The sequence below is a fragment of the Sulfidibacter corallicola genome, assembly GCF_017498545.1.
GTDB lineage: Bacteria > Acidobacteriota > Holophagae > Acanthopleuribacterales > Acanthopleuribacteraceae > Sulfidibacter > Sulfidibacter corallicola.
Map to the genome: position 1 here is coordinate 4541642 of NZ_CP071793.1, position 26509 is coordinate 4568150.

Sequence of the window (26509 nt, forward strand, 5' to 3'; positions counted from 1 at the left end):
CCGAATCAAATTCGCATGTTTCTATAAAACCCTCCTTTTTTGTCAGCATGGATGATTTCAACTTCTTCGGTCGACCTCTATTCCCGGGAAAGGAATCTCTTGACCTTCGATGAACTCATTGCTCGTATTGCCAGAGCTTCGCAACAACGGCGGCTGTCGCTGTTTCTCGGCGACGCACCCGCGCTCGCCTTGGACTATCCCACTCTGGAAACGGCCCTGGACCAATTGGCAGACTACTTTCTCAGTGGCGAATCCCTGGATTCCGGCCGCAAAGGCCGCGTGACCAAGTACCGCGACCAGCGCGACTGGTTGCGCTTGACCAAAACCATCGCCGACGCCGAGCCGGAAGCCTATCTTCGCCAATTGAAACGCCTGTTTGCGGGACCATGGGTGGATCAACCATCCCAGCCGCCTTGGTGGCTGCGAGCCTTGATCGCACTGAAACCGGTCCTGATCGTGACGGCGGACCGTGGCCCGCTCCCGACGGCTTCGATCGCACGAGGTTATACTCCGGTCACCTGGCGGGATCGCGACCTACTGGACAACCTGCCCCACGCAGAAGGACACCATTTGGTCGCCGTCCAGGGCCATTCCCTGGAACCCGCCAACCTTGTACTCACCTTGGATCAGATGAAAGCGTTCTCGGGGGAGCACGGTGAGCCGGTACGCCGCCTGTTGCGCCGAATTCGGGTGGACCACCTTTGCCTTCTGGCGGGCTTTCGCGCTGAGGACCCCTTCCTCACCGGGCTGGCTCTTTCCGCCGGGCCGGCCCTGGAGAACCTGGTGGCGTTGGCCGCACCAAACAGCTTTCCTCATTTGACCGAGCTGACCACGCTATGGCCGCGACAATCGGAGGCCCCCGAAGACCCTTTGCGCACGGTGGCCTCGCGACTGATAGCCGAGATAAACGGTCAACTCCCTCCTGAAATCGAGCCGAGTCCGGGACATGAGACGGGCGAGGCTGTCCCGCTCGGGTTGGAAGACCTGCGTCGTCTGCCGCCGGCCGAAGAAAACAGGGTTCGCGATTTCTACCGTGGCCATCCCATCGATTGGACCCTGGTTCGCGACGGGCATACGATCCCGCGCCGCGAGGCCGGGCAGGTCATCGATCTGATCGCGAAGGGCCGCAAGGCCGTGTTGGTGACGGGCCCGACGGGGACTGGAAAAAGCACGATTTTAATGCAGGCAGCCCAAGTCCTGTTGGAAGAGGGATACACGATCATTCGCCTGAAAAAACCACAGAGAGTGACAAAGGTTCACGGAAACCTGGCGATTTTGGTAGAGGACGGCAGTCGCTACTACGGTTTGGCGAACCTGATTCAGGAGATGGGGCGCAGGAAGGGTGTGGTGGTATTGATCGCGGCCCGCACCCACGAATGGGCCAACCTCCAGGGCATGCGCCGCCAAGCCAACTTGGCCGCCATTGCCCGCATCGCCGTGAAAGAGTTGAACCCGTCTGAGATCCGTTGCCTGGCCGAGAAATTGGTCGAGACTGGGGCCTGTTCCAAGGAGACCGACGTGGCTTCGCTCACCCAGCGCCTGGAAAGCCGGCTGAACGGCAACCGCGACCTGTTGGCGGCCCTGTTGGAGGCGACGCATGGCCGCAAGCTGGTGGATATCCTGACCGAAGCGCTGGAGGAAATCGCCGGTTGGATCGAGGGCTGCACCCTGCTGGAGCTGCTGGGCAGCATCGTGCTGATCGAGGCGCTGCCCACCAAATCGGGGACGTCGCTGGCCTGCTCCGCCAAGTTACTGGGCCTGGTTCTGGGACTGCCACGCAAGGCGCTCGATGCGGCCTTGGACCGCCTGCGCGGCGAGGTTCGCCCGCGCCACTCGGGTGTAGACGACCTGGTTTCGCGAGACGAAGTCATCGGCAGCCATCTCTACCGGATCTTGTTCGAGGGGGACAGTCCGCTGCTGGACGTAATTCACGTGGGAACTCAGGTGCTTTGGGCTGCCCATTTGGTGGGCATGGCAGAGACCCGGAGCCGCCACCGGCAACTAATGAGCATGATTCCCAACCATTTCCGCGATCGCGGTGCGTTTCGGACGGCCGAAGAGCTCTACATGGCGGCCACCCGTGTCTCGCCACGAGATCCGATCACCTGGCAGAACTGGGCCAGAATGGCAGCCGATCCAAAAACCAAAGGCTGGTTGTCGAAGGCCTCCGACCCTCGACGCCTGTTCGAGAAGGCCGCGCTGGCCGACCCCCACCATGCACCGGCATGGCAGGCCTGGGCTCTGATGGAGGCCCACGCCGACAATCATCCCGAAGCCCGCCGCCTGTTCAAGAGGGCCACGCTGGTCGATCCCGGTCATGCACCGTCATGGCAGGCCTGGGCCCTGATGGAGGCTCGCGCGGACAACCGAGCCGAAGCCCGCCGTTTGTTCGAAAGGGCGACCCTGACAGCTCCCCACAATATCCCGTCTTGGCGTGCTTGGGCCGCCATGGAACTGGATTGGGGCGAGGTGAAGCGGGCCGAGGAACTGATTGCAAAAGCCTCGGCCAATTGCCCCCCCCACGAATTCGAAGCTCTGATCCGAAAAATCACCGAGCACCAAAAGCGAAGTCCCAAGCAGGCCACACGCCCGGAACCGCCTAGGGCCGCTCCACCGCAGCCTTCCTCCCGCCTAGTAGAATGGACCCGCCGCACCAAGTCCGAAATCGGTATCTCGGAGTATCAGGCCTATCTTGCCGCCCAGCATGTTCGCCGTTCGGCCAACGCCGATCGGGACCAACGCTTTCTGGCTCTGGCCATGATCGCCCCCCATTTGCGCAAATGCCTCCTGCGCGAGGCCGACAGCACCCAGCTCCCCACCGCACCCGCCTTTCTGCTGACCCTTCCGCCCGAATTCGAGCCCAACCGCAAAGCCACCCGCGCCACCCGCTGTTTCGCCGTCACCCGACAAGGCTCGCTCTTCACCTGGCTGGCCGCGCCGCGCCTGCAGTTGTTTGGAGAGCCGAGGCTGCCGGTCGAACCCCAAAAAATATTCGACATCCCCGATTTCGACTCCGAACGCTCGCGCGTCCTCGGCCTCTATCTAGGCACCGCCAGCACTTTCGACCCGACGGTCGATCTGTTTTTGGCCGCAGAAAGCGGGGAGCAGCCGCTGCTTTTCCAGTTCGGCTTGGGCCATTTGGACCAGCCCCCTATCGAGCGTCAGGTGTTGCCCGCTTGGATGCGGATCTGCCCCGTTTCGGCGCGGCCAGGCACCCAAATCGCGGACCTTCACACCCTCGCTCCAGCGCTCGAGGACGAAGATCACCCGGCCTGGGCCGTGCTTTGGAATAAGCGCCTATGGCGGCTGGCTTCGGGAAATCTCACCGCACCTGATATCCTTCGCGGAACTCAGGCGACGGTTCTGGCCGACCGCTTGTACGTGCTACGGACCGATCAATCGATCGCTCTGTTCGGCAACGGGGAAGACCGACTCAACCGCATCGGCCGCCGCTTCTTCAGGCGCCAACCCGTCGCCTTGGCCGCTCTCCCCGACCTGGATGGACAGGGGGCCCGCCTACTCGTCGGTTATCGAGACGGCCGCATCCGAATCTGCGCCGATGTTTCGGAACCCAGAGAAGAGCCCTGGGGTGAAGGCTGCTGGCGCGACATCGCCTCCGCCCTGGTGGCCGAGCTGGGACTGAACCATCTGGCCGCCTGGCCTCAATGGCTGGAGGATATTGCCGCCAAGCGCTTCGCCCACGAAGTGTGCCGCCCCCAATCGGCCCTCCAGGTAGGCGCCCGTCTGTTTTATGAATTTCTGTTGACTCAACCGAACTTGGAAGGGCTCGGCGATTGGAACTATTGGCGTTGGTTGACGCCCCCATTGGGCCCAATCGACTACCTGCCGCTGCTCCAGGCCATGCGCGGCCGTCTCCGTAATTGGCGTCGCACCCACCGGTCCGAGGGGGCCGCCGCCTTCCTCGCGATCTATGAAAGCCTGCCCCACGAGCTGCGGGAAATCCTCGACACCTATATCCACGTGAGTTACCACCTGGACGCTCCGAATACACCTCCCGGAACCCAAAGCCGCGATGCCGAGGCCCTGGCCGAACTGAGAAGCCGTTGCTGCCGCACCCGCCGAAAATTTATGGCCGATCCCAATCTTCCCTTGGCGGTCCGGGCATCCATTCAGGCCGAGATTCAATTGGGTTTTCCACTTACCCAGTACTTCGCCAAAGGTTCCCACGGCGAGGGTGCCCACGTACTTTGGACTTCCCGCCGAGGCCTTTTCCTATGGGACGACGGCCACAGTGTGCAGACCTTTTCCGTCACCTGCGATCAACCCCGCGATCGCTTGCCCCGCGGCCAGGGGAACACCGGCATTCGTTCGGTAGTGGAATTCGACGACTGCCTGCACCTGGCCGAGTTGAACACCACCAAGTTGCGTACTTGGCGCGTCGATACGGACGGACGCTTCGGTGAACCCGAAATCCAGAACTTTCCCGAGGCGATTCGTCCACTTCGGGTCGTCGACGCCGGTGGAAACACCTTGCTGGTCCTCTCCCGTCAGGACCATCCTCAATATGGCTTTCGATTACTCCTCTGGCATCGGCGCGGTGGGGGTTCCGTGGCAGCCGAATTGCCGCTGCGCGCTCACCCCCTGACCTGTTTGGCCCACCAAGTGGTCACGCCAGGAACCAGGTGGCACATCGCCTTGGCCGCCGGCGAAGGCGAATGGATCTTCTACGGACTGGAGTACGTCGAGGCATGGGACAAACTCACCCTTTCCGAGCCTTTCAGGTATCGCAGCCGGGGCAATGTCACTTGTTTGAACTTCGCTTCTGTCGGCGAAAAGACATGGGTCCTGGTCGGCACGGACGGCGGCTACATTCAAGTCTTCGAGCAGGTCGGTGAGCCGATGACCGGTTGGCGTCTCAAGTGGTTGCACGCCACCGCCACGGAGGTTCGGGGCATCCACGTCCTCTCCACGCCCCACCATTGCCGTGTTCTCTGCTTCACCAGTCAGGGCGAAGTGTTCGTGTTCGACGGCGACGGGCGCTTGCATTGGCACCGCCATTTCTACGTGTCGTTGGTCCAGGGGCGGCTGCTTTCCCCCGCCACTGTGGATGAAACCACCTTTTTCGCCGTGTTGTGCGACGCGCGCGGCATCATGGCGCTCATGGCTTTCGAAGAACCGGCACCCTGGGAAAGCATTGTAGAAGCGTACCGCACCCAAGTGAAAAAGCCCCGTCGGCCGCCCTACACCGAGATCGAAGTCTTCCAGGGTCCCGAGTTAGCACCCTGCGCGTTGGCTAGGTTGGTGGGTGACCCGGAAACCAACACCTCCCATCGAGCCCTCTACCTGCGTGATTTCGGCGCGAAGGTTCTTTCCCGCGGGGTCACCGATGACCAAGATCGGGCAAACATCGTCGAGGCCGCTCAAACGTGGTCCTGGGCAGAACTGGAAGGGCTGGCGAGCTTCGACGGCAGCCACGCCCAGCCGAATACACGCCTGTGGTTGACCGAGCTCCTCCTGGAATTGTTGGCACGGGTTTACCGTGAAGAGAAGGCCCAGACAGCCGCCGAGTCGGCCGACTTGCGCGGAACGCGCGTTTTGGCCGATTTGGTGCGTGGTGTCGGCCGCGAGCTCATCACGCCAACCGCCCTGAGTTCTGGGAAATTGACTAGATGGGCTCTCCTGCCTAGCGCGCTCAAACGAGCTCCCGCCGTCTGTGCGGCGGTCATTCTCAACCAAAACCTCGAGGGTGACGAGGACGCCCTGATTGGCAAACTGATCGCACAGGCCGGCTTCTTGGGCCCGGATGCCTTCAGGGCCCTCGTTCTGCTGGCACCGGCCAAGTGGAATTCCGTCGCCTGGTATTTCGGCGAAGTGATGGGGCTTGAAAGCCCGCGGCAGGATTTGGGAAAAGTGCCTTTTGCGCTCGAGGCGGAGCAGTTATCCGATTTTCCGGGTGTCCTCTTCGATTTCTGTCGCTTTCTCTGGGAACCCGAGCGCAATCTGGAATTCCTGATCGGGGCGGCCGAGCGACTGACAAACCTGGATTATGCGGAAATTTCTCAGCGTTTCCACAGCGATCTGGCCATTCTTTTCGACTGGTTGAGACCGCTCGCCGAAATCGCAAAATTCCAGCCCTTGCCCAAGGAGCGACAACTGCAAAGGCTGGCAGAAATTGGGGCCAATTCTCCCGTACAGGCCCAATCCCCGACGGAGGCGTGGGAGACCTGGATCGACACCAGTCGCCAACGCTTCATGGCCCGACGCCACGACGCCCTCGGCCATTTTCGCCAGGAATTGCTCGACCTGACCCGGTTGCGCTTGGAAAATCCGAAATGGGAATACCGGGCCGAACGGTTGGTCCAATTGAGTTTCCGACCCACCATCGATGGCGACAGCAAGCAGGCGGCCGTACACTTTTCCATTTCTCTTCCTCCCAACTCGGGAGTGGTGAAGGCCGAACCGTCGCTTGCACTGGCCTGGCCCTGGGACGGCGTCCCCGCCGACCGCCAGACGTTTCGTCTGCAACTGGAAGAGGGTTGCCAAGAGGTTCGCCTGGTTTGCTGCACCCTGGTCTCCGGTGAAGAGAAGCACTGCCAGGACTGGCGCCTCCCGCTCCCGCCGCATCCACACACTGCACCGGAGCGATTGCTGGGGGCCTTACCGGACTTGGTGGCCCACCAGGTCTCCGAATGGAGTCGTTTGTCACCGGGCCTGCACCTGCTGGCCTTCGACCCCGACCTGGGCGAAGAAGTTTATCTAGAGGCTGCAAGACAGTGTGACCTACCCATCGTTGCCTTGGATGCACTGTTCACGGGGCCCAAGGGTGAGCTGTTTTCCGACCAAAACATCCTCGCCAAGGTAGGCTGGGACCATTCGGAATCGGCCCAAAACGAGCCTCACCGGCAAATTTTGGTAACGTCCGCCGTGGACACGGTCGAACGCCTCCTGAAAAAAGAAAGCGAGACCGTCTTGCGCAAATTCCAGGAGGCATTGAGGCGCGGTTCAAGTCGCACTTCCTGTTGGCTGCTTCCCAAATCCCTGGCTTTTACCCTCAGCGGGAGATTGGGAGAATCTGCCCTGCTGGTACCCCTTTTCGCCCCCAAGAAACTGCCGCTTCACCTCCAACACGACTTAATTTTGTGGGTCATGGCCCGCTCCGGTGTACGCGAATCCCAGGCTGCCGCCGTCGTGGGCGCGCTCGGCAACCACCTTTCCCTCATCGACGACTGGACCCGTGCGCCAACCTCGTTGGACACCTATCTGAAAGAAAGCTCCAAACCGAGAAACCTGCTCACATCCCAATTCCGTGGTTTGTCCCCCCTAGCCTTGGCCAACTTGATCATTCTCGTTTACTGCCGGACCTGGATCCCCGCCGTCAGGCCCATTCCCGCCGAAGTCACTTGTCTGCCGGAAAAAAACAAAAACGACGAAGGACGAGGTTGTGGCCAAGATCTTTCCGAAATCGCCGTCCTGAAGTCCGATAAAAGGTCCGACGTTCGTTCTCATTCGGCCGAGCCCGAAGGCACCTGGGTACGCGGCTATCATGCGGGCCAAGGGCGCAATCCAAAACCCAGCGTTTTGAACGCACTGCGCGACCTGGGTGACGCTCTGCCGGACTCGGAGCGGAATCTGTGTCGCCATCTTCTTCAGGATCGTGGGATTCTGGGACAGGAAGAGGGTTTGGTGTTTCTCCGCCAACCTTATTTGAACATTCTAGAACAATGGGTGGATCCCGAAAGCTGGGGCCGATCGTTTGCCGAGACCATCCTGGAGGCGCCGTTCTACCAGAGCTTGGGATTTCGGGCCTTGGCCAAAGCCGGCAAGGGTTTGCGAAGTCTGATTTCCCACATGACCCAAGCCGGTTTGGACACATTGGCAGAGTTGGGCTCGCCTTCGCCCGATTGGGGCCGACTGGCCGAACTGCTTTCGGGCGCGCCCGCCCAGCTCGTCCAGGAGCTCGAACTCTCCGGGCCCCAACAACGGCTGCTGGGCGATATTCGGGCCCGTCTCGGACCGACGCCGGTCTTCTCCATCCACCAAAACGCCGGTTCCCCAGTTCGCTCCGATCTTCCCGAGGCGTCGCACATTTTCCCGCAAGCGAGCACCAATTGGCTCGTGTTCTGCGAGGTGGCGCACGAGCCGGACCAGGCTTGGTGGCGCAACATGATCGCCAATTACGAAGTAGGCGTTACGCTTATTCTGGTTTATCGGGAGGTGTCTCACATTCCCTCGGCCAAGTCCAATCGGGTGAGTTTCCTCGACAGTGGGGCCCTCAAGGAAATGGCGGGCAGCAACGAGGTCGCCGACACCTTCTGGCTCCACGTGCGCAATCGTATCGGTCTGCTCAGGTTCAATATCTACCAGGCCGGCTCACCGTTGATCCCCGGCAGCGAAGTGTTTGTCGGTCGCACGCGGGAAACCGAACGCATTCTCGCGGGCATCGATGCGGCTAGCTTTCTGGTGATCGGCGGTCGCAAGATCGGAAAAACCAGCTTGTTGCACCACATTGAAGATGTCCTGACCAAATTGGGCACCATCACGCCGCTTTACATTGACTTACAGGGCGTCGTCGACTCACGCGGCTTTTGGCGCCAATTCGTCAAGACCTGCCGAAAGAAAAAATTGGCGTTCGTCACCTCGGGAGACATCGAGGAACGATTGAGCCGGACCCTGGCCACCCTGCCTCGACCGGTGCTCCTACTCAACGAAGTCGATGGCCTGGCCTTGTACGCCAACCCATTTCTCGTGACCCTCCGGCGCATGAGTCACGATGGCGAGTGCCAATTCGTGATGGCCGGCTATCAGGGCGCCTACGGTGGCCTGGAGCAGGCGAATTCGGCGCTGCACAACTGGTTCCCCGTCAGCGAGGGGAGTCCCGCCATCGTATTGGGAAGCCTCGACTCCGAAGCGGCTACGAGCCTGGTGGATCTTTTGGAAACGAGTCGACTGCGACTTCAATACGAAGATCCGCAATTGCGTGCCTGGGCGCGTACGGAGCTGCCGCGCCGAACCCACGGCATTCCGATTCTGCTCCAAGAACAGTGTGATCTCATCGTGAGGCGATTGGACGCTCGAAACAGCACGGTCATCACGCGGGCGGACTTGGCTCCGCCCGCCGGTGATCCCCCCATTTGGAGTCTGTTTCAGCGCATTCAAGTTCCCTTCGACGTGGCCTCACGCAGGTCGTCCCCTAACGCGGCCCCTCGACACAACTACAAAGAACACAACCATATGCGCCTTTGGCGATTTTTATTGATGAGCGCTACCGTCCACTGTCTCTACATTGGCCGCAAGGATGGCGAGTTCTCGGAAGAAGCCTTACGGCGTGTAAAAAACGGCGCTGTGCACTTCACGGTCCTCGAAGCCTGGGGTTATGCCCACGAGCAATTGAGGTCCTTGAACGAGAACCACCGCCAAATGGCGTTCCGCGAATTTACTCTCGACGTATGCAAAAACATTTTCGATTACCTGGCGCTTACCGTGTTCGTCGGGGTCGAGGTCGACGAAGAGACCCGCTACCACTTTCACGATCATCTCTACCCCAACGAATTGCGGCGTTTCCTTCACCGGAAGGGTAGGGAGTGGCGAGACTATCTCGACAACCTCGCCAAACGGTTTGGCAAGAGTTTGGCCGAATTGGAGGCTTCATCATGATCAGAGACGACGTATTCACCGTGTTCAAGGAAAATGGTGAAGAAGAGGAAGCGTTCGAGTATCGATGGGGTGAAACTGAAAATTCGCAATACCGGCTGGAACGCGCCACGCGGAGAATCGGCACCTTGGAAACGCCACCTGAAAATAAAACGCTGAATTACAACGACTTGGACCGGGTTTTTCTATTGGTTTCCGAGCGTGGCAGTGGGTTCAAGGTGTTTCGCAAATGGCTTGAGAACGGCGCGTGCCGGGAAGAGGCGAGTCCCGGGGAGCGAGGGGAGACGGAAACCGGACCGGCCAAACAATCATTCCAGAACATGGTATCGCCTCCCTGGATGGTGATTGACGGGAATCTCGTCCTTCACCAGTCCGACGCGAATCCGCCGCGGTTCTGGCAGGGTTTCCTCTCCGGGGAGCCCGGTAATTTCATTCTCGATCGCACTTTTCACGGAGATAGCCAGACCTCTCCGGCGGCCAACTTGGCGCTCGCCCAAATCAATGGGGTGGTGGAGGCCATGCGCCACTCGCCGAAGTTTCGCTTCATTCACGCCTCCTACCATCTGCCTTCCATGGAAATCGATCCCGTCTTCTCCCATCTTCTGGACCAGTGCCACTTGTACAGGCTGCCTCAATTTGAAATCGACGAATTGGTCACCTGGTTGGCGCAATTGGCGGCCAAATACAAACATCGTTCGATCGGCATTCACTTGGAAGCCGAGGAAAAGGAACATTTGGCACGTCAAATCAAGTTCCGGGTGGGTGGGCAGCCGCGCCTCACCAGCGCCTTGTTCCGCCTGGTCGACGACGCGATCCTGACCCAACTTCCCGAGGAGGAGCGAAAACCTCCCAAAAAGGCGCCACCACCACCCCAGTCGCACACCCCCCTCGGTTTCAACACCTTGCGGCAACTATTCCACGTGATGGGTCAAGAACTCGAGCGTAATCCGCCTCACATCGTCGAACGCTGGAAAGAGGACCTGATGGGTTTTTTGCGAAAGGACAACCACGTCGTCCAACTGCTGAGGAGGTACGCCGACGACAAGCCCAAACCCAAAACCGACAGCCACTACCCGGCCGACACCCAACTCTATCTGGCCGGCTGGGCAGGTTTAGATCCCGACGGCAAGTGGGGCATCCGGTCTCAGTGCCATAAACAGTGGGCCGGCGAACTGTTGCGGAAATTCGATCAGGACAAGGAGCGCGGCCGATGAATGACCAAAAATCCAAACTGGACCTGTCTGGTCTGAAGCTCCCCCAAGCCCAATTTCTCCGGTCTTTTTACAAGGCGGTATCGCGTCCCGATGCCGAGGTCGTCGCCATCGTGGGCAGTCGCGGTTCCGGAAAAACCACCATGATGGCGCGCGTGCGGGACGCGCTATGCGATACAGCCGGCTTCCAGCCCACCGAGTTGATCGATGCGGCCCTTATCGACCCCGAAGCCGGGATCATGTCGACCTGTATTCGCGCCCTAGCCGATCTGATGCCCAACACTAGCCAAAGTTCGGACCCAGCCACCGAAGACCTGCGCAGGTCCTACGCTACTGCGTTTCGCCAGAGCTTGAGCCTGGGTGAACCTTATCGCCAAATCGCCAGAGAAATGTCGATGGCAGCCAGGCAGTACTTGCGCATGGTTGAAGATCGAGTCAACGAAACCCGGGAGCTCCCTAAACGATTCAGGGATTTTTTGGACATCGTGCGGGATTTTCTCCACAGAACCGGGTCAGACCGGGTTTCGAGCGAACCACCGCGCATCATCGTGTTTCTCGATGACTTGGACTTGGCCCCCTCCGCGTTGCTCAGCCCCTGGGCCAAGGCTATGATCGCCGACTTTCGCTGTGAAGGCTTGACCTGGGTGCTCTCCTACAACGACACCCGCATGGTTTCCGCCCTATCGGACAGCCACATCGACGGCAATCAACCGGACCGAGAGACTGGCGATGCCTTGCTCAACAAACTGGTGTCTGGAAATGACCAATTTGTTCTGGACTCTTGGCCGGCCCGCGAGCGGGAGGAATTCCTTCCGCTGATCCCTCTCATTCAGGATGTCACGGAACGATCTGATTCGGTGTCCGAAGAAGGAGAGGCAAAGAAAAAAACTCCGACGCTCGCACAACTTCTGGAACAATTTGACAACGGCCACCTCAAACTCTTACTACCCGGAACGCCTCGGGGGCTCGAGCGGCTTTATGAGTGGCTCGCGCGGCATCGTGCCGATCGCGACCTTCAAAAGTCGACAGGAACCGAAGATGGAATCACTCATCCTACAGAGCGCCATTCCGAATCCTTAGAGAACCTGTCGACCCAAGGTACAGATCTCTCGACTGGGACGAACGACCGACCCTCCACTCGAGTCCATCAATCGGTCGACCCCTACCTGGACAGCCATACCGTGCTTTCTAAGTTGGCCGAGGTCAATCATTGGGATTCGGTCACTCAATTTTTACGAACCGTCCCCAGCAGTCGCATCGCCTCCAAATTCTCCTGGAATTCCGAGTCCAACATTCCTCCAGCCGATTGGGCCGAGCTCATCAATTCCATCCGCAGCGCCGACCACGCCATGCCCCTATGGGAACTGCCCCTGCCGCATCTGCTCGATCGCTGGGAGGAAGTCGCACGCGGTGAGGCTCTGACGGAAGTCTTGTGTTATTTGGCTTTGCGGGCCGAATCAATGAGCCCTTATCAACTGTTGACACGCATGCCCTTCACCAAGAATCGGTTGGACCGTTGTGTCATCAAATGTCGCTTTCACGAGTACAAATTAGATCGGTATCTCAAGGATTTCGGTGACCAAACCGGAGCGTACCTATTTTGGGGTCGCTGGAGCAAATCGGAGGACCGCGGCATATGGAATTTCACCCTGGGTCCCTGCCTGTTTTGGGAGCAACTTTTCGATTTGCGCGACGGCTATCCACGCGATTTGCTCAAAGCCCTTTATTACCACGAGGAAAAGTTGGAATCTCATCTCAAGACCATTTTCGCCGAAAATGCAAAAACCTTTGAGAGGTTGAATCTCGTTTCGGAGGTGGGCGGCCAGACGGGGTTTCTGCCGCGGTCGTTGCGCGCCCTGATTCTCTTGGTGGATGCGCTCGAACGCGCGCCCTGGCGCGAATTGGAGGCGCGTCAGAACCATTGGTCCCCCGTCACCCTAGTGCAATGCGTTTCAGCGTTTCAATTGGCTGCCGTAGCCTACCGCATTTGGTCGGATGACGAAATCGCAGCCGGTTTAAGAGCCAAGGACACCGACACCCAGTTTGGAAGTTGTTCTTCCGCGTGGGACGCTCCCGGTGCACCGGCAGGTCAGGCTAAAGAATCCGTCGGCGAAGAGAGGCGGGAAGAAGAGCATTCCCAAGCCACCAAAAGGAGCAAAGAGCCGGCCCCCATCATTCTCTATTTCCCATCCGAGGCTTTTTCTCGAATCAGCCTGGAGGATGAGGAAGCCATCGATCACGCCTATCACGTGTTGATCGAGACTCTGGTCAGCATGACCGCCGAGAAGCGGGCGGAGCTCGCCCGGGAATCTCGTTCGGAGGGCATTTCCTTCGCCGACAGCCAGCGTGACCTTCTCAACCTTCTCGAAAAGATGCTGCAATTGCCGGCGGTCACGGCGCTCAAACTACCAAAATCCACCACTACCGAGGACAAGACGAAGGCCATCTTCGCCGACATGTTCCATCTCGAGACCACGGCCGTGCCACCGAGCAACCAGCCATGAATCCGCCACTCGATTTTTATCGCTGGCTTCGGGTTTTCCGCCTCCTGGATCCACACCTCAGCCAGTTTCTCGGCCCCAACGAGCAGGCGCGGGCCGGTTCCCGGATCGATAGTGAGGGCGCGCGCAAAGCCGAAGCGGCCTGGCTTTGGGAGGCCGTGCGCGGCACGGCGGGCATCGAGGACACCTACACCGGAAATAGACTGGTGTCCCAATTTCAAAAGATCGACGCCCACCCGCTCGACGGATTGCTTGTGTTGGCCGACGAATTGGTGACCTTTGGCGACGGGCACCCGCGCTGCACGGATCAAGATATTTGGCAGCAACTCAATTTTCACTTGGACACCGATCTGCTCATCGCCGCGCGGTTGGCCTGCGACACCTACCCGGAGCAGGTCCTCTCGACCCGTGACGCCCTTGCCAAACATGGCTCGCGCCTGGAAGCCTCGCTGGCCTGGCCCTCTGTTCTCGCCATCGAATGTTTTTGCGACGACCTCGTCCAACGGGAGGAACTGATCGACACCCACGTTCACTTGGGCACGGCACTCCCGCTCTCCTTCTACTGGGTCGCCCTGATGACCGAATTCGCACCGGCGCGCTGTGTGCTCTCCCATGTGGCGCAGGCCGAGGCCTGGGAGGAAGCCCTCTACGAAGCGATCCAACTCCGCCGTCGTTTTGCGCGCAGGATGACAGGTTGCGACCCCGATGATCTGCTCGCCAGTGTCAACGGCGTCGGCTGGGAAGACCAGGCACTTTGCCCCGAGCCCTTTGTCGACTATCTTCTCGTTCACCTCGTGCCCCAGCGAGGCGTTCGGCAATCGCGCAACCCCGTATTGGGCGAGCGTTACCTTCTTTGGTTCCTGCTGGCCATGCACGCCCGGGATCACTACGATGCCCATCACATCGGCTTTCCTGTTCCCGGCCCCGTCGGCGATTCCGACTTCGACCGTGAAGACGTATTGCGGTACCTTCGCATTCGCAACAGCTTCATTCGGGAATTGACCTATCGCCCCGGCGAACCGGGTCTGGACCACTTTCGCCGCTACCTGCGCATCCCCCGCGCGCTTACCGATACCCAAACCAACAAAGCCATCGGAGAGCGGGTCCGCCGCATGAAGCGGGCCTTTTTGAGCTTCGAGCGGTTTCGCATGCGTCACGCGCTGCGCTATCAATTCTCCGATCCGACCGATGCGCCATGGGCTCGCGACCACGGCGCCGGACTGGAAGTCGACGATTTCGGTCACACCACGCCTTGGCGGCCGCCCCGCCAAGTGGAATTGCGCATCAAACCCATCCAGTCACCGATGCAGAAACGCTACCTGCACGCCCTCTTGATGGGCTACCGGGACTTCCTCATCCACGATCGCGACGCTCCGTTATTGCGCATGGGTCTCATCATTCACACCAGTCGCTCGAGCTACCGGCGCTCGCTCGCCGAACGCCAGCGCCATGAATTGGAAGGCATTGTCGCCATGTTGGAAGAAGAACCGGATTTCCGACCCTTCGTGGTGGGCCTCGATGCCTGCGGCAACGAGCGCGACCTGTCGCCCCGCCACTTGCGCGAATTTTTCGGGTTGCGCCCGCCGCCTCTAAGCGACCCACTCGGCCAGACCCCGGACCGACAGACGGGCGTGCTGCCCCCCGGCAACGGCGATCATTTCTTCGGAGCCTCGCGCTGGGACTGGCTCGCCAGGCGTGTGGCCCGTTCGCCCGGCATCGAGCCCATTCGGCTCCGACGCACCTGTCACGCCGGTGAGGATTTCTGCGATCTACTTTCGGGTTTGCGTTGGATGGACGACAGCGTCGTCATGCTCCACCTGCGTCCCGGCGAGCGTCTGGGTCACGGTGTGGCGCTGGCCTGGTCGCCATCCGATTGGTACCTGCGGCATCGGCCCTTCGTATACAAACCGCGATTGCAGCATTTGGTGGATCTAATTTGGGCCCGGCGACTTTTGGGCGAGAACCTGCCGCGCTTCCAATGGGCACCCGACAATGCGGCTCTCGCCCCGCTCGACTACCTCCTGAAGCGTTTCCTTGTAGCCAACGGATACCCCGACAAGAACATCGATCAAGTACTCGAACGCTGCACCGCCGCCTATTACGAAGCTCGTTCCGATCGGGAGTTGATTCGGCCTCTACTCCAGCTTCGACAAAAAGACCAAACGTTCGCGGCTGGAAGAATAGAGGCTGAAGTTCGGGCGGCCCACCTGGATGAGCTGATTTCGGTCGAGGTCACCCCGGACTATGTAGCCTTGGTCGAAGCCTGTCGGGCCCGGGTGCGCAGGCGAATCACCGCCGGAGACATCGTGCTGGAGTTGTGTCCCACCTCCAATGTGTATATCGGCGGTCTTCAACATTATGCCGAGTTGCCCTACACCAACCTCAACCGTCACGGCCTCAATGATGCCACCTCCCTGAAGGAACCGGTTCTGATCTCGATCAATTCCGACAATCCGGGTCTCTTCCGCACGACCATCGCTCATGAGTACCGCTTGATCGGGGCAGGTCTGCGCGCCCAGGGTTATGGCTCGCGGGAGGTTGCCCGCTGGCTTGAAGAAGCGCGTCAGGTGGGATTGGCCTCCGCCTTCATCCCCCCGTGGAGCCCACCCAGCAAGCCGGAGATGCGCGCACGACTGAATCGGCTTTGCGACGATTTCGACTTAGAGAGGCAGAGCCGATAAATCCGACTCGTGCCTGTTTGCAATTGAAACGGTCACTGTGCCGGGCCGAAAACTCGCCAGAACCGACTCCTCGCCGTCGTCAGGATGCAATCCGGCCTCGTGGGGCGGGCACCGACGAGACAGCAGTCGCTTGAATCCATTCCGTCATTCGGTTCCGGGTGCTGGATGCAAGGCTGATCCGGATCTATGACGCCGGGAATGAATGAACCCGCCTACACCGGTTCCAACCATCGATGGCTTCACCTCGCGGGGGCGTGATCAAAGATAGGTTTCCCGTGATTAAACCCTACACCCGAAGCCACCTGTCCGCGTACCAGACCGCGAACATTTCGGGCTGAACCGCTTCGATTTGTTGCCATCCCGAAACCCGGCGCCTCGGCGTTCCGGGTTATGATGAGGGCGAACTCGTCCTCGATCGATGACCGCCGCGTCCCAGTCCGCCTGAGCCGGTTCGCGACCCGCGGTCTCCCTAATCTTTGATTGCCATTGGGAACACGACATATGACCACACCCAGCCACTTCAACAGACCGTGGCGATGGGCGGCCATGCTACCCCTCGCGCTGCTCCTCATCACCTGCGACTCTTTTCAGAACAAAGACGAATCCGACAACGCCAAGCGCCGCGACAAGAAAGAAGAAGCCGTGCCCGTCGAAGTGGCCACCATCGACACCGGCGGCATCGAAGCCATCCTCAAAATGACGGCCACCCTGGAAGCCGAAGAGCAAGTCAAAGTCCTGGCCCGGACCACCAACGAGCTGGTCGAACTGCTGGTCGAGGAAGGCGACGTGGTCGAAAAAGACCAGATCCTGGCCCGCCTGGAAAACCGCAACCAGCGCCTGGTCGTGGAAAAGGCCCAGGCCTCCCTGGCCAAAGCCAAGCGCGAACTGGATCGGCAACGCCGGCTCTTCGAAAAGAACATGACCACCGAGCAGGCCTACAACGACGCCAAAACCGAGGCCGAACAGCAGGAAATCTCCCTCAAAGAGGCCGAGCTCGACCTGGACTACACCGTCATTCGCGCGCCGATCGCGGGAACCGTCACCCAGCGTTTGGTCAACCTCGGCGACCAAATCTCCGCCAACCAACACCTTTTCGATTTGGTGGACTTCGGCACCGTGGTCGCGCGCCTCTACGTCCCGGAGAAATACCTGCCCGATTTGCGGTTGGAACTGCCAGCCCGCATTCGCACCCCGATCTACGCGGACTCGGATTTCCATGGATCGATCCGCCGCATCGCACCCACGGTGGACGCGAAAACCGGGACGGTCAAGGTCACGGTCGGGGTCGACGAGCTGGAAAGCCTGCGACCGGGCATGTACGTCAACGTGGACCTGGTCCTCAACACCAAACAAAATGCGGTCCTGATTCCGAAAAAGGCATTGGTGTACGACAACGACCAGATCTTCGTCTACCGCATGGGCGAAAAGCGCCGCGTCGAGCGCCTGGAAATCACGCCACGCCTGACCGATCGCAACTTCGTGGAACCCGAGTCGGGGCTCGCGGCCGGCGACCAGGTCGTCATCGCCGGCCAGGCCGGTTTGAAACCGAACGCCCTGGTCCGCATTCCCGGCGATCCCAAACCGGTTGCGGAGGATTCGGAGAAAGAAAGACGCGAAGTCCGTCGCCGGAACCAGGACAACGCGGACTGAGCCGCCCGTCGCGATGCCCGGCAGGGGCACCGCGCAGCTCCCGGCAGCTCACGATACCCCTTCTCTCTCAGGCTTCCGCCCGGCGTCACGCCCGCGGAACGGAGACATCCAAGGATTCATAAGCGAGTAGACCCATGCGTTTGGACGATCCCCTTTCCCAGCTCACCACCCAACGACCGGTCGCGGTGGTCATGATTTTCCTGGCCGCCACGGTGTTCGGGTACTTTTCGATCGGTCGCCTGCCGCTGACCCTCATGCCGGAGTTGAGCTACCCCACCTTGACGGTTCGCACCGAGTATCCGGGCGCGGCCCCGGAAGAAGTGGAAAACGACGTGAGCCGCCCCATCGAAGAGGCGCTGAGCGTCTTGGGCGGCCTCAACCAGATCAGCAGCACCAGCCGTTCGGGCGTGGGCGACGTGGTCCTGGAATTCGTCTGGGGTACCGACATGTCGGAAGCCACCCAGAACGTCTTGGAAAAGCTGGATCTGGTCTTCCTGCCGGACGACGCCGAACGCCCCCTGATCCTGCACTTCGATCCCTCGCTCGATCCCATCATGGAACTGAGTTTTTCCGGGAAGGGCGATCGCTTCGAAGGCGAGCAGGGCCTGCGGCGCCTGCGGCGCATCGCCGAGCTGCAGATCAAGCGCGAGCTGGAACCGGTCAAGGGCGTGGCCGCGGTGCGCATTCGCGGCGGCCTGGAAGAAGAGATCCAGGTGATGTTGGACGAGCAGGCCATCCGCCGCGCCGGGCTCTCGATCAAACAGGTCATCGATCGCCTCGCCCAGGAGAACATCAACGTGGCCGGTGGGACCATCAAGGAAGGCCGCACGGAATACATGGTCCGCACCCTCAACGAGTACACCGACCTGGAGGAGATTCGCGAGACCATCATCGCCAAGTTCGAGGACCGCATGATCCGGGTCCGCGATGTGGCGCAGGTCGCCCGATCCCACAAGGAACGGGAGATCATCACCCAGACCAACGGCGCCGAAAGCGTGATCGTGGAGATCTACAAGGAAGCGGACGCCAACATCGTCTCCCTGGCCAAATCGATCAAGACCCAGATCGGCGAGATCAAGACCGACCTGGAACGCAGCCAGGAGGACGGGGAACTGGCGCAACGTAGGGGCAATCCCCGCGGTCGCAGGCACAACCGCGACCTGCGCGGCCCCGGTGGCGGGCGGCGCGGCTCGAAGGACGTGGCCCTGGCCCAGCGCCTGTTCGACCAGGAAGGCGCCCAGCTCAAAGTGGTCGCCGATCGCTCGATCTTCATCGAGAGTTCCATCAAGGAAGTGCGCAACACCGCCATTCAGGGCGGCATCCTGGCGGTCATCATCCTCTTTCTGTTCCTCCGCAACTTCAAATCGACCGTCATCATCGGCGTCAGCATTCCGGTTTCGCTGCTGGTCACCTTCGCCCCGCTGAACCTGATGGGCGTCTCGCTCAACATCATGTCGCTCGGCGGTCTGGCACTGGGGATCGGCATGTTGGTGGATTCGTCGATCGTCGTGCTGGAGTCGATTTACCGATGTATCGAGGAGGGCGACACGGTCATGACGGCGGCGATTCGCGGCACCAAAGAAGTGCGCGGCGCCGTGTTCGCCTCGACCCTGACCTCGATCGCGGTTTTCTTTCCGATGGTGTTCGTGGAGGGCATCGCCGGTCAGGTGTTCGGCGATCTGGGCCTGGCCGTGGTCAACTCGCTGCTGGCCTCGCTGGTCGTCGCCCTGTTCCTGATTCCGATGCTGGCCAGCCGGCGCGGCCTGAACCTGGCGGAACGCACGCGGTTCTCGCCCCGCGAGATCGTCTCGTTTCGTTCGCACCAGCAGGTTTTCGACCTGTACCGCGAGGGCCCACTCCTCGCCAAGGTCTTGGGTACCCTGACCCTGTACCTCCCGGCCCGATTGATCATCGGTTGGGTTCTGGAACTCGTCGGCAACCTGATCCAGGGCGTCGTATTCGGCATCACCTTCCTGGTCACTCGCCTGCTGGCGCCCCTGTTCGTGGCCTTGTTCCGCGTACTCTCCTGGCTGCCGCTGAAACTCATGGACGCCATGCTCGAAGGGCTTCAGCGCCTGTACCCGCCCGTGATCCGATGGGCCGTGAACAACGGCATCACCATGGTCCTGCTCCTGGTCGGTTGCTTTTGGTTCACCTGGGAAATCGCCCGCTCGCTGGAAAGCGAACTGCTGCCGGAGATCCACCAGGGCGAGTTCACCATCGAAGCCAGCCTGCCGGTGGGCACCCCGATCGATCAGACCTCGGCCGTGTTCACCCCGATCGAAGAGGCGATTCTCGCCGAAGCCGAACACATTCGCGAGCTGCTGGTCACCTACGGGTACGACGTCACCAACACCAAGCGCTCGGACGAAGGCGAACACTCCGCCAAGTTCAAGGTGCTCCTGGAACCCAGCGACGAGCCCGCGGCCCTGGAAGAACAGGTGGTTCACCGTCTGCGGGCCAAGTTCGAGAACCTGCCCGACGTGGACATTCGCGTCGTGCGGCCCGTGCTGTTCAGCGCGACCACCCCGATCGAGGTGGAAATTCACGGTACCGAGTTGGCCCAACTCAAGAACCTCTCGGAACAGGCGCGGCTGCTGATGGAGCAGATCCCCAACCTGAGCGACGTGGAATCGACCCTCAAGTCCGGTGCGCCGGAGATCCAGATCCATTTCGATCGCGAAAAGATCCTGCGCTACGGACTGAACCTTCGCCAGGTGGCCGACCTGGTCAAGAACAAGGTCAAGGGTGAGGAAGCCACCAAGTACAACCTGCAGGACCGCCGCATCCCGATCCTGGTCCGCCTCGAAGAGCGCGACCGCCACACCGTCGAGGATGTCTCGCTCCTGACCATCAACCCCACCGAGGACAACCCGATCCCGCTCGAGTCCGTTGCCGAACTCTACCTGGACGAAGGACCCAGCGAAGTGCGCCGCATCGACGGCAGTCGCGCCGCCGTGATTACGGCCAACCTGGCGGGCGGCTCGTTGAGCGAGGCGGTGACGGCGATCGAGGTCTCGCTGGGAGACGACATCAACTGGCCCGAGGCCACGGCCTTCTACATCACCGGCCAAAACGAGGAAATGGAGCGCAGCTCGGGCAGCCTCTACCTGGCCCTGTTCCTCAGCCTGTTCCTGGTCTACGTGATCATGGCTTCCCAATTCGAGTCGCTGATCTACCCCTTCGTCATCATGTTCACCATTCCGCTGGCGTTTCTGGGCACCATGCTCGGGTTGGCCTGGCTGAAGATCAGCCTTTCGGTCGTCGTCTTCCTGGGCATGATCATGTTGGCCGGCATCGTGGTCAACAACGCCATCGTGCTCGTAGATTACATCAACACCCTCAAAGCACGTGGTCACCACAAGATCGAGGCCATCGTCACCGCCGGCCAGGTGCGCCTGCGGCCGATCCTCATGACCACCGCCACCACCGTGTTGGGGCTGTTGCCGATGGCCCTGGGCCACGGCGACGGCGCCGAAATCCGGACCCCGATGGCGATTGCCGTCATCTTCGGACTGCTCAGCTCGACCGTCCTGACCCTGATCTTCATTCCGGCGATCTACGCCATCGTCGACAACCTCAAGGAAAAGGTCTTGGGCCTGTCCCGCGAGGACGAACCCATGGAGCCGATCACGGGAGCCACGCCATGATGCCAGGTGAAACGCCCGAACGGGAGACGCCGCCCGCCACTCCCACCGATCCGAACGAGCACGCCGACACCTCGGTCCAGCTCAGCAACATGCTGACGACCTTCTCGTTGAACCGTCGGATCACGGTGCTCGTCCTGTTCTGCACCATTCTGGTGGTGGGCGTCATCGCCACGCTGGGCATTCCCCTGGAACTGATTCCACGCGGATTCGAGAGCGACTCGATCCGGGTCACGGTCCCCTGGCGCAACTCACCGGCTCGCGAGGTCTTGGACAAGATCACCATCCCCCTCGAAGACGAGCTCAGCACGGTCAAGGGACTCGATTCGGTGCGCAGCCGCACCGACGCCAACGGTGCCTCCGTCAACCTGGTCTTCAAACAGGGCATCGACATGGACGTCGCCTACCGCGAAACGCGCGACCGGGTGGAACGGGCCCGCGTCCTGTTTCCCGACGATGCCGATCGGGTGTTCCTCAGTAAAGAAGATACCAGCGGTGTTCCGGTCGCCGTCATCGGGGTCGCGGTCGATGCCTCGCTGGCCGATCCCTACAATCTGATCCAAAAGCAGATCGTGTTTCCCTTCAAGCGCTTGGAGGGCATCGCCAGCGTCAACGTGGACGGCCTGGAGGAGAAGGAGATTCTGATCGAGGCCGATCGCGAGATGCTGGAAGCCCACGGCTTGAACATCTACCAGCTCTCGCAGGACCTGGGCGGTGACAACTTCACCCTGGCCAGCGGCCACGTCCGCGAAGGATCCAAGAAGTTCCTGCTGCGCTCGATGGCCCGCTACCACAGCCTGGAGCAACTGGAGAACCGCATCGTCGCCGAGAACCTGCGTCTCAAGGACGTGGCCAAGATCAAGTACGAGGAGCCCGAGAAGGACTACAGCGTGCGCGTCAACAGCAAGGACGCCTACGCGCTGGTCCTGCTCAAGGAGGGCGAGGCCAATACGGTGGATGTCTCGCGCCGCATCAAGGAAACCTTCGACGCGATGAAGGACAATCCGCGGCTGTCCGGTGTGGAGACGGCCTTGCTGTTCAATCAGGGCGACCTGATCCAGGAGTCGCTGGAGAACCTGCTGTCCAGCGGCCGGATCGGCATCGGCCTGGCCATGATCGTGCTCCTCTTTTTCCTGCGCCGGTTCCGCATCACCGGTATCATCGCGCTCTCGATTCCGCTCAGCCTGGTGATGGCCCTGATCGTCATGTTCTTCGCGGGGGAAACCCTCAACATCCTGACCCTGCTCGGTCTGGTGATCTGCATCGGGCTGTTGGTGGACAATTCGGTGGTCGTGGCCGAGAACATCCACCGCTGGTATCAGAGCGGCATGTCCAAACGCGATGCCTGTATCCGCGGTGCCGGTGAAATCGCCCTGGCGATCACCATGGCGACGCTGACCACCGTGATCGTCTTCCTGCCGGTCTCGCTGGTGGAAGGCCAGGCCCAGTTCTTCCTGCTGCGGCTCTCGATCCCCATTTCGGTGTCGCTGGTGGCTTCGCTCCTGGTGGCCCTGGTCTTCATCCCGCTGAGCACCTACCTCACGCTCTCCGAAAAGGACATGAACTACCGCTCGAGCCTGTTCAAGACGGTGCACCTGAAGTTGAATGCGGTGCTGCGTCGAGGCTACGAATTGACCCTTTCCCCCGTGAACCATGCCTACAATCGCCTGCTGGCCTTCTTTCTAAAGCATCGACTGGACATGCTGTTGGTTCTGGTACTGACCCTGGCCGCCACCGGCGCCATCGTCGAAAAGGTGGAGTTCACCACCTCCGACGAAGAGAGCAGCAACCGGTTCAACATCGACGTCTCGCTGCCGCGCGGTTACTCCTTCGAGGAATCCAGGGAACTGTTCCGGTCCATCGAGGCCGTGCTCGAATCGAACAAGGAAGAGCTCAACCTGACCTTTTACTTCATCTTCCACCGCACGCGGTTCGGCAGGGTCCAGGGCACCTTCGATCGCAAGAAGATGCCGGATGCCGACGTCAAGCAGATCGTCAAGGAGCTGAGTGCGCAATTGCCGGAAAAGCCAGGGGTCAAATACTACCTGGGCGACGAGAACGAAAGCGAGGACGACAGCAAGGACGACGTGTTCACCTTGGTGATCTACGGCGACGACCTGGACCAACTGGACCGTACCGCGGACGAGTTGGAGTCGGTCTTGACCCGGGTGCCGGGGGTCTTGGGCGCCAAGAAAAACGTGGAGCTACCGCCCAACGAAATGGCGCTCCAGGTGGATCGCGACCGAGCCCAGCAAGTGGGCGTGGATCCCAACGTGATCGCCGGGGTGGTGGGCTTCGCCCTGCGCGGCAGCCAATTGCCGCGATACCGCGAAGAAACGCGCGAAGTCCCGGTGCGGGTCCGCTTCGAGGAAGAAGACCGCGAAACCCTCGCCGACCTTCACACTTTCGGGGTTCCCACGGCCGAGGACGGCGTGCTGCCGCTTTCGGCGCTGACCAACATGCACATGCTGAAAACACCCACCTCCATCCGGCGCCGCGACAAACAGATCTCGCGCACCATCACCCTCGAGCTGGATACCGATCGGGTCGGTCGGACGCGCGCCGCGCTGCGCCAGTTGATCGCTCAGGTGGACTTGCCCGAAGGCCTGAGTTTCAACGTGTCCTCCAACGCCTCCAGCGACGAGGAAGAACTGAAGAACATGCAGTTTGCCGCGCTGATTTCGGTGGTGTTCATCTACCTTCTGATGGGCCTGCTGTTCGAGAGCTTCATCCTGCCCCTGTCGATCATCATCACGATTCCCATGGCGGGCATCGGGGTCGCCTGGATTCATTTCCTGGCGGGCAAACCCATGGACATGCTGGGCGCCATCGGCTGCATTCTGCTGATCGGCGTCGTGGTCAACAACGGCATCGTGCTGATCGACTACGTCATTCGCCTGAGGGCGGAGGGCCACCCGCGTTCGGAAGCGATTCTCCTCGCCACGGACCGGCGCTTCCGGCCGATCGCCATGACGGCGATGACCACGATCATCGGCATGATCCCGCTGACTTTCGCCGAAAAGAGCAGCATGGGCCTGGATTACATGAGTTTCGGGTTGACGCTGATCGCGGGCATGACGACGGCCACGGTGCTCACGTTGCTGGTGGTGCCTTGGGCCTACACGCTGTTCGACGACGCCCGCGAGCGCGTTACCTCGATCGTGCAACGGGCGAGCGTGGCGCGCAGGTTGTCGCCCCCGGAAGAGGCCGAGACGGAAAGCTGAATCACTTCGAGTCGTTCATTCCGGGAATTGCGCTTGGCCCCTGCGCGGCGCCGTCCTAAGATGGACGAAACATCGCCTTTCAGCCGGCACTCGCGGAGTCACCGCCATCGAACCCCTTGAAATGACGTCTTTTGAGGAAGTGAACCTGACCTGTCTGCGCCGTTGGGATCCCGACCTGGTGCTGGCCCTCGGCTGCCTGGACACTGCCGCCGACGTCCGCGTCCAGCCCGCGCGCAAAGGCGGGCTCACTCTCGCAAAGAGTGGGCGCTTCGTTCACAGCCGCTACGATCCGATCAAGGAAGCGATTTCGGTCGTCGGTGCGACCACGGACGGCGCCGAACCCGGCGATGCGGCGCTCCACATCCACTTCGGCTTCGGCCTGGGATTCTTTGCCGAAGCCGACGCCCCTCCGTCAGCGACACCCATGCTGGTCTTCGAGCCCGAGACCGATTTCGTCAGAGCGGCCCTGCGCCACCGTGACTTGCGCCGACTCACCGATCAGGGGCGCTGCCATCTCTGCCTGGATTTGAAGCGCCTGCGCCTGCTGTTGCGCCGGCATCTCACCAAGGGCGTCCGCAAACTGAGCCTGGTTTTCAGCCCCTATCACCGCCAGCAATTTCCCCAGCTTCTGACCGAGTTCCTGGAACTGATCAAGAGTGAACGGAACCGGCTCGGGGTGGTCCAGCAAGCGGAGCGCACCCTTTTCCGCGACTTCATGACGGCCACGTTGCAGGCCTTCCCCTTGTGGAGCCGGGCGCCGGGCGCGGAGCGGCTGGTCAACCACTATCGGGGCTTGCCGGCCGTCATCGCCGTGGCCGGCCCTTCGCTGGAGCGCAATTTGGCGGATTTGACCCCGTTTCGCGACCGGGTACTCGTCTTCGCCTTGGCGCGCACCGCCCGCGCGCTCGAGCGTTACGGCATCGAACCCCACTTCCTGGTGCACACGGAGGCCGAGGATTACCGGCACCTGATCGACACCTGTACCCATCTGACGCGAACGATCTTCCTGCTCTCCGAGCAATGCCATCACCAGATGCACAGCGTGCCCCACCAGGCGACCTACATCTACCAGAACCCGACCAATCTCGTTTCGCGGTGGCTGGCCGACCGACAGCCCAAACTGCGCCACCTCCCGCTGCCCACCGCGGGCTCGGTAGCGACCGAGGCCTTTTCCCTGGCCACCTTGTTCGGTTGCGATCCGGTCATTCTGATCGGCCAGGATCTGGCCAATTCCGGCAAGCGCCACTATGCCGCGTCCCACTACAATCCGGCGTTCGCCTTCACCGCCAACGACCGACGGTCCACCCGCGGCTACTTTGGCGGCAAGGTGGACACCTTCGCCCATTACCTGCATTTCCGCGACTGGTACGGCGAAGCCCTCGAATCCTACCGTGCGCGCTCTCCAGCGCGAGCCTTTTTCAATGCGACCGAGGGCGGCGCCCACCTGCCCGGCTTCGATCGATGCAAGCTCCGCGAAGCGCTGATTCGCGAAGCGGTGTCCGCCGAGACCATTCGCAACCGATTGGACCGCCTTCCCGCACTCGATCCCTCGGAAGCCGTCACGGCGGCCGAACGAGCTTCCGTGATCGGGGAAATTCGACAGCGGCTGGACCGAATTCGTCGGGGCGTTCGCGCGTTCACCGCTTTTCGGAACGAGGTGGCTGGTAGCGCTTCCCGGCTCGAGCGCCAACCGGACTGGCGGCGCGAGGTCGTTCAAAAGCTGATCCGATTCAACCGGCACTTTGGTGAATGGCAGAACGAGCTGCCCTTCCTTGGTGCGTTCCTTCCGGAAGATCTTCAGGTAGAGGCAGCCGATCGGCCAGCATCCACCGAACCGGATCTGATACGGGAGTTGACCGAATTGGCGCACCTGTTCGGGGCCCTCGACCAAGCTTTGGATTCCCTGACCCCGATCGTCGCCGAACTGGATCGGGCGATGGAGGAGGGCTCATGACCGATGTTGCGTGCAAAACCAGGGGATCG

At 60.9% G+C, this 26509-nt stretch carries 8 protein-coding genes; all 8 read left to right on the forward strand.

From position 1 onward, the window contains the following. Positions 1-99: 99 nt before the first annotated feature. The 8 genes from J3U87_RS13350 to J3U87_RS13385 all read left to right on the forward strand — a co-directional run bounded on the left by J3U87_RS13350 (position 100) and on the right by J3U87_RS13385 (position 26480). On the forward strand, positions 100-9615 hold the full coding sequence (locus tag J3U87_RS13350) for an ATP-binding protein (protein WP_237383543.1): 9516 nt from the start codon (positions 100-102) through the stop codon (positions 9613-9615). Further along, complete coding sequence (locus J3U87_RS13355; RefSeq protein ID WP_237383544.1) at positions 9612-10826, forward strand: hypothetical protein; 1215 nt, start codon at positions 9612-9614, stop codon at positions 10824-10826. Before J3U87_RS13350 ends, J3U87_RS13355 begins: the two co-directional genes overlap by 4 nt. Then, positions 10823-13327: an ATP-binding protein gene (locus tag J3U87_RS13360; protein WP_237383545.1), complete on the forward strand. Its 2505-nt coding sequence runs from the start codon at positions 10823-10825 to the stop codon at positions 13325-13327. The genes J3U87_RS13355 and J3U87_RS13360 overlap by 4 nt, the downstream gene beginning before the upstream one ends. Next, positions 13324-16005: an amidohydrolase family protein gene (locus J3U87_RS13365; protein ID WP_237383546.1), complete on the forward strand. Its 2682-nt coding sequence runs from the start codon at positions 13324-13326 to the stop codon at positions 16003-16005. Before J3U87_RS13360 ends, J3U87_RS13365 begins: the two co-directional genes overlap by 4 nt. A gap of 546 nt (positions 16006-16551) precedes the next feature. Then, positions 16552-17655 carry an efflux RND transporter periplasmic adaptor subunit gene (locus tag J3U87_RS13370; protein WP_237383547.1) on the forward strand — a complete coding sequence of 368 codons (1104 nt, stop codon included), beginning with the start codon at positions 16552-16554 and terminating at the stop codon, positions 17653-17655. A gap of 134 nt (positions 17656-17789) precedes the next feature. Then, positions 17790-21305, forward strand: coding sequence for an efflux RND transporter permease subunit (locus tag J3U87_RS13375; protein WP_237383548.1), 3516 nt, complete (start codon positions 17790-17792; stop codon positions 21303-21305). Next, positions 21302-24526: an efflux RND transporter permease subunit gene (locus J3U87_RS13380; RefSeq protein ID WP_237383549.1), complete on the forward strand. Its 3225-nt coding sequence runs from the start codon at positions 21302-21304 to the stop codon at positions 24524-24526. Before J3U87_RS13375 ends, J3U87_RS13380 begins: the two co-directional genes overlap by 4 nt. A 121-nt stretch (positions 24527-24647) precedes the next feature. Further along, positions 24648-26480, forward strand: a complete 1833-nt coding sequence (locus J3U87_RS13385; RefSeq protein ID WP_237383550.1) for a motility associated factor glycosyltransferase family protein — start codon at positions 24648-24650, stop codon at positions 26478-26480. Positions 26481-26509: the final 29 nt, after the last annotated feature.

Bases quoted from the DNA above. Each gene is read 5' to 3' on its own strand.
- J3U87_RS13370 (WP_237383547.1), top strand. From the start codon at position 16,552: ATGCTACCCCTCGCGCTGCTCCTCATCACCTGCGACTCTTTTCAGAAC.
- J3U87_RS13360 (WP_237383545.1), top strand. From the start codon at position 10,823: ATGAATGACCAAAAATCCAAACTGGACCTGTCTGGTCTGAAGCTCCCC.
- J3U87_RS13380 (WP_237383549.1), top strand. From the start codon at position 21,302: ATGATGCCAGGTGAAACGCCCGAACGGGAGACGCCGCCCGCCACTCCC.
- J3U87_RS13355 (WP_237383544.1), top strand. From the start codon at position 9,612: ATGATCAGAGACGACGTATTCACCGTGTTCAAGGAAAATGGTGAAGAA.
- J3U87_RS13385 (WP_237383550.1), top strand. From the start codon at position 24,648: ATGACGTCTTTTGAGGAAGTGAACCTGACCTGTCTGCGCCGTTGGGAT.
- J3U87_RS13375 (WP_237383548.1), top strand. From the start codon at position 17,790: ATGCGTTTGGACGATCCCCTTTCCCAGCTCACCACCCAACGACCGGTC.
- J3U87_RS13365 (WP_237383546.1), top strand. From the start codon at position 13,324: ATGAATCCGCCACTCGATTTTTATCGCTGGCTTCGGGTTTTCCGCCTC.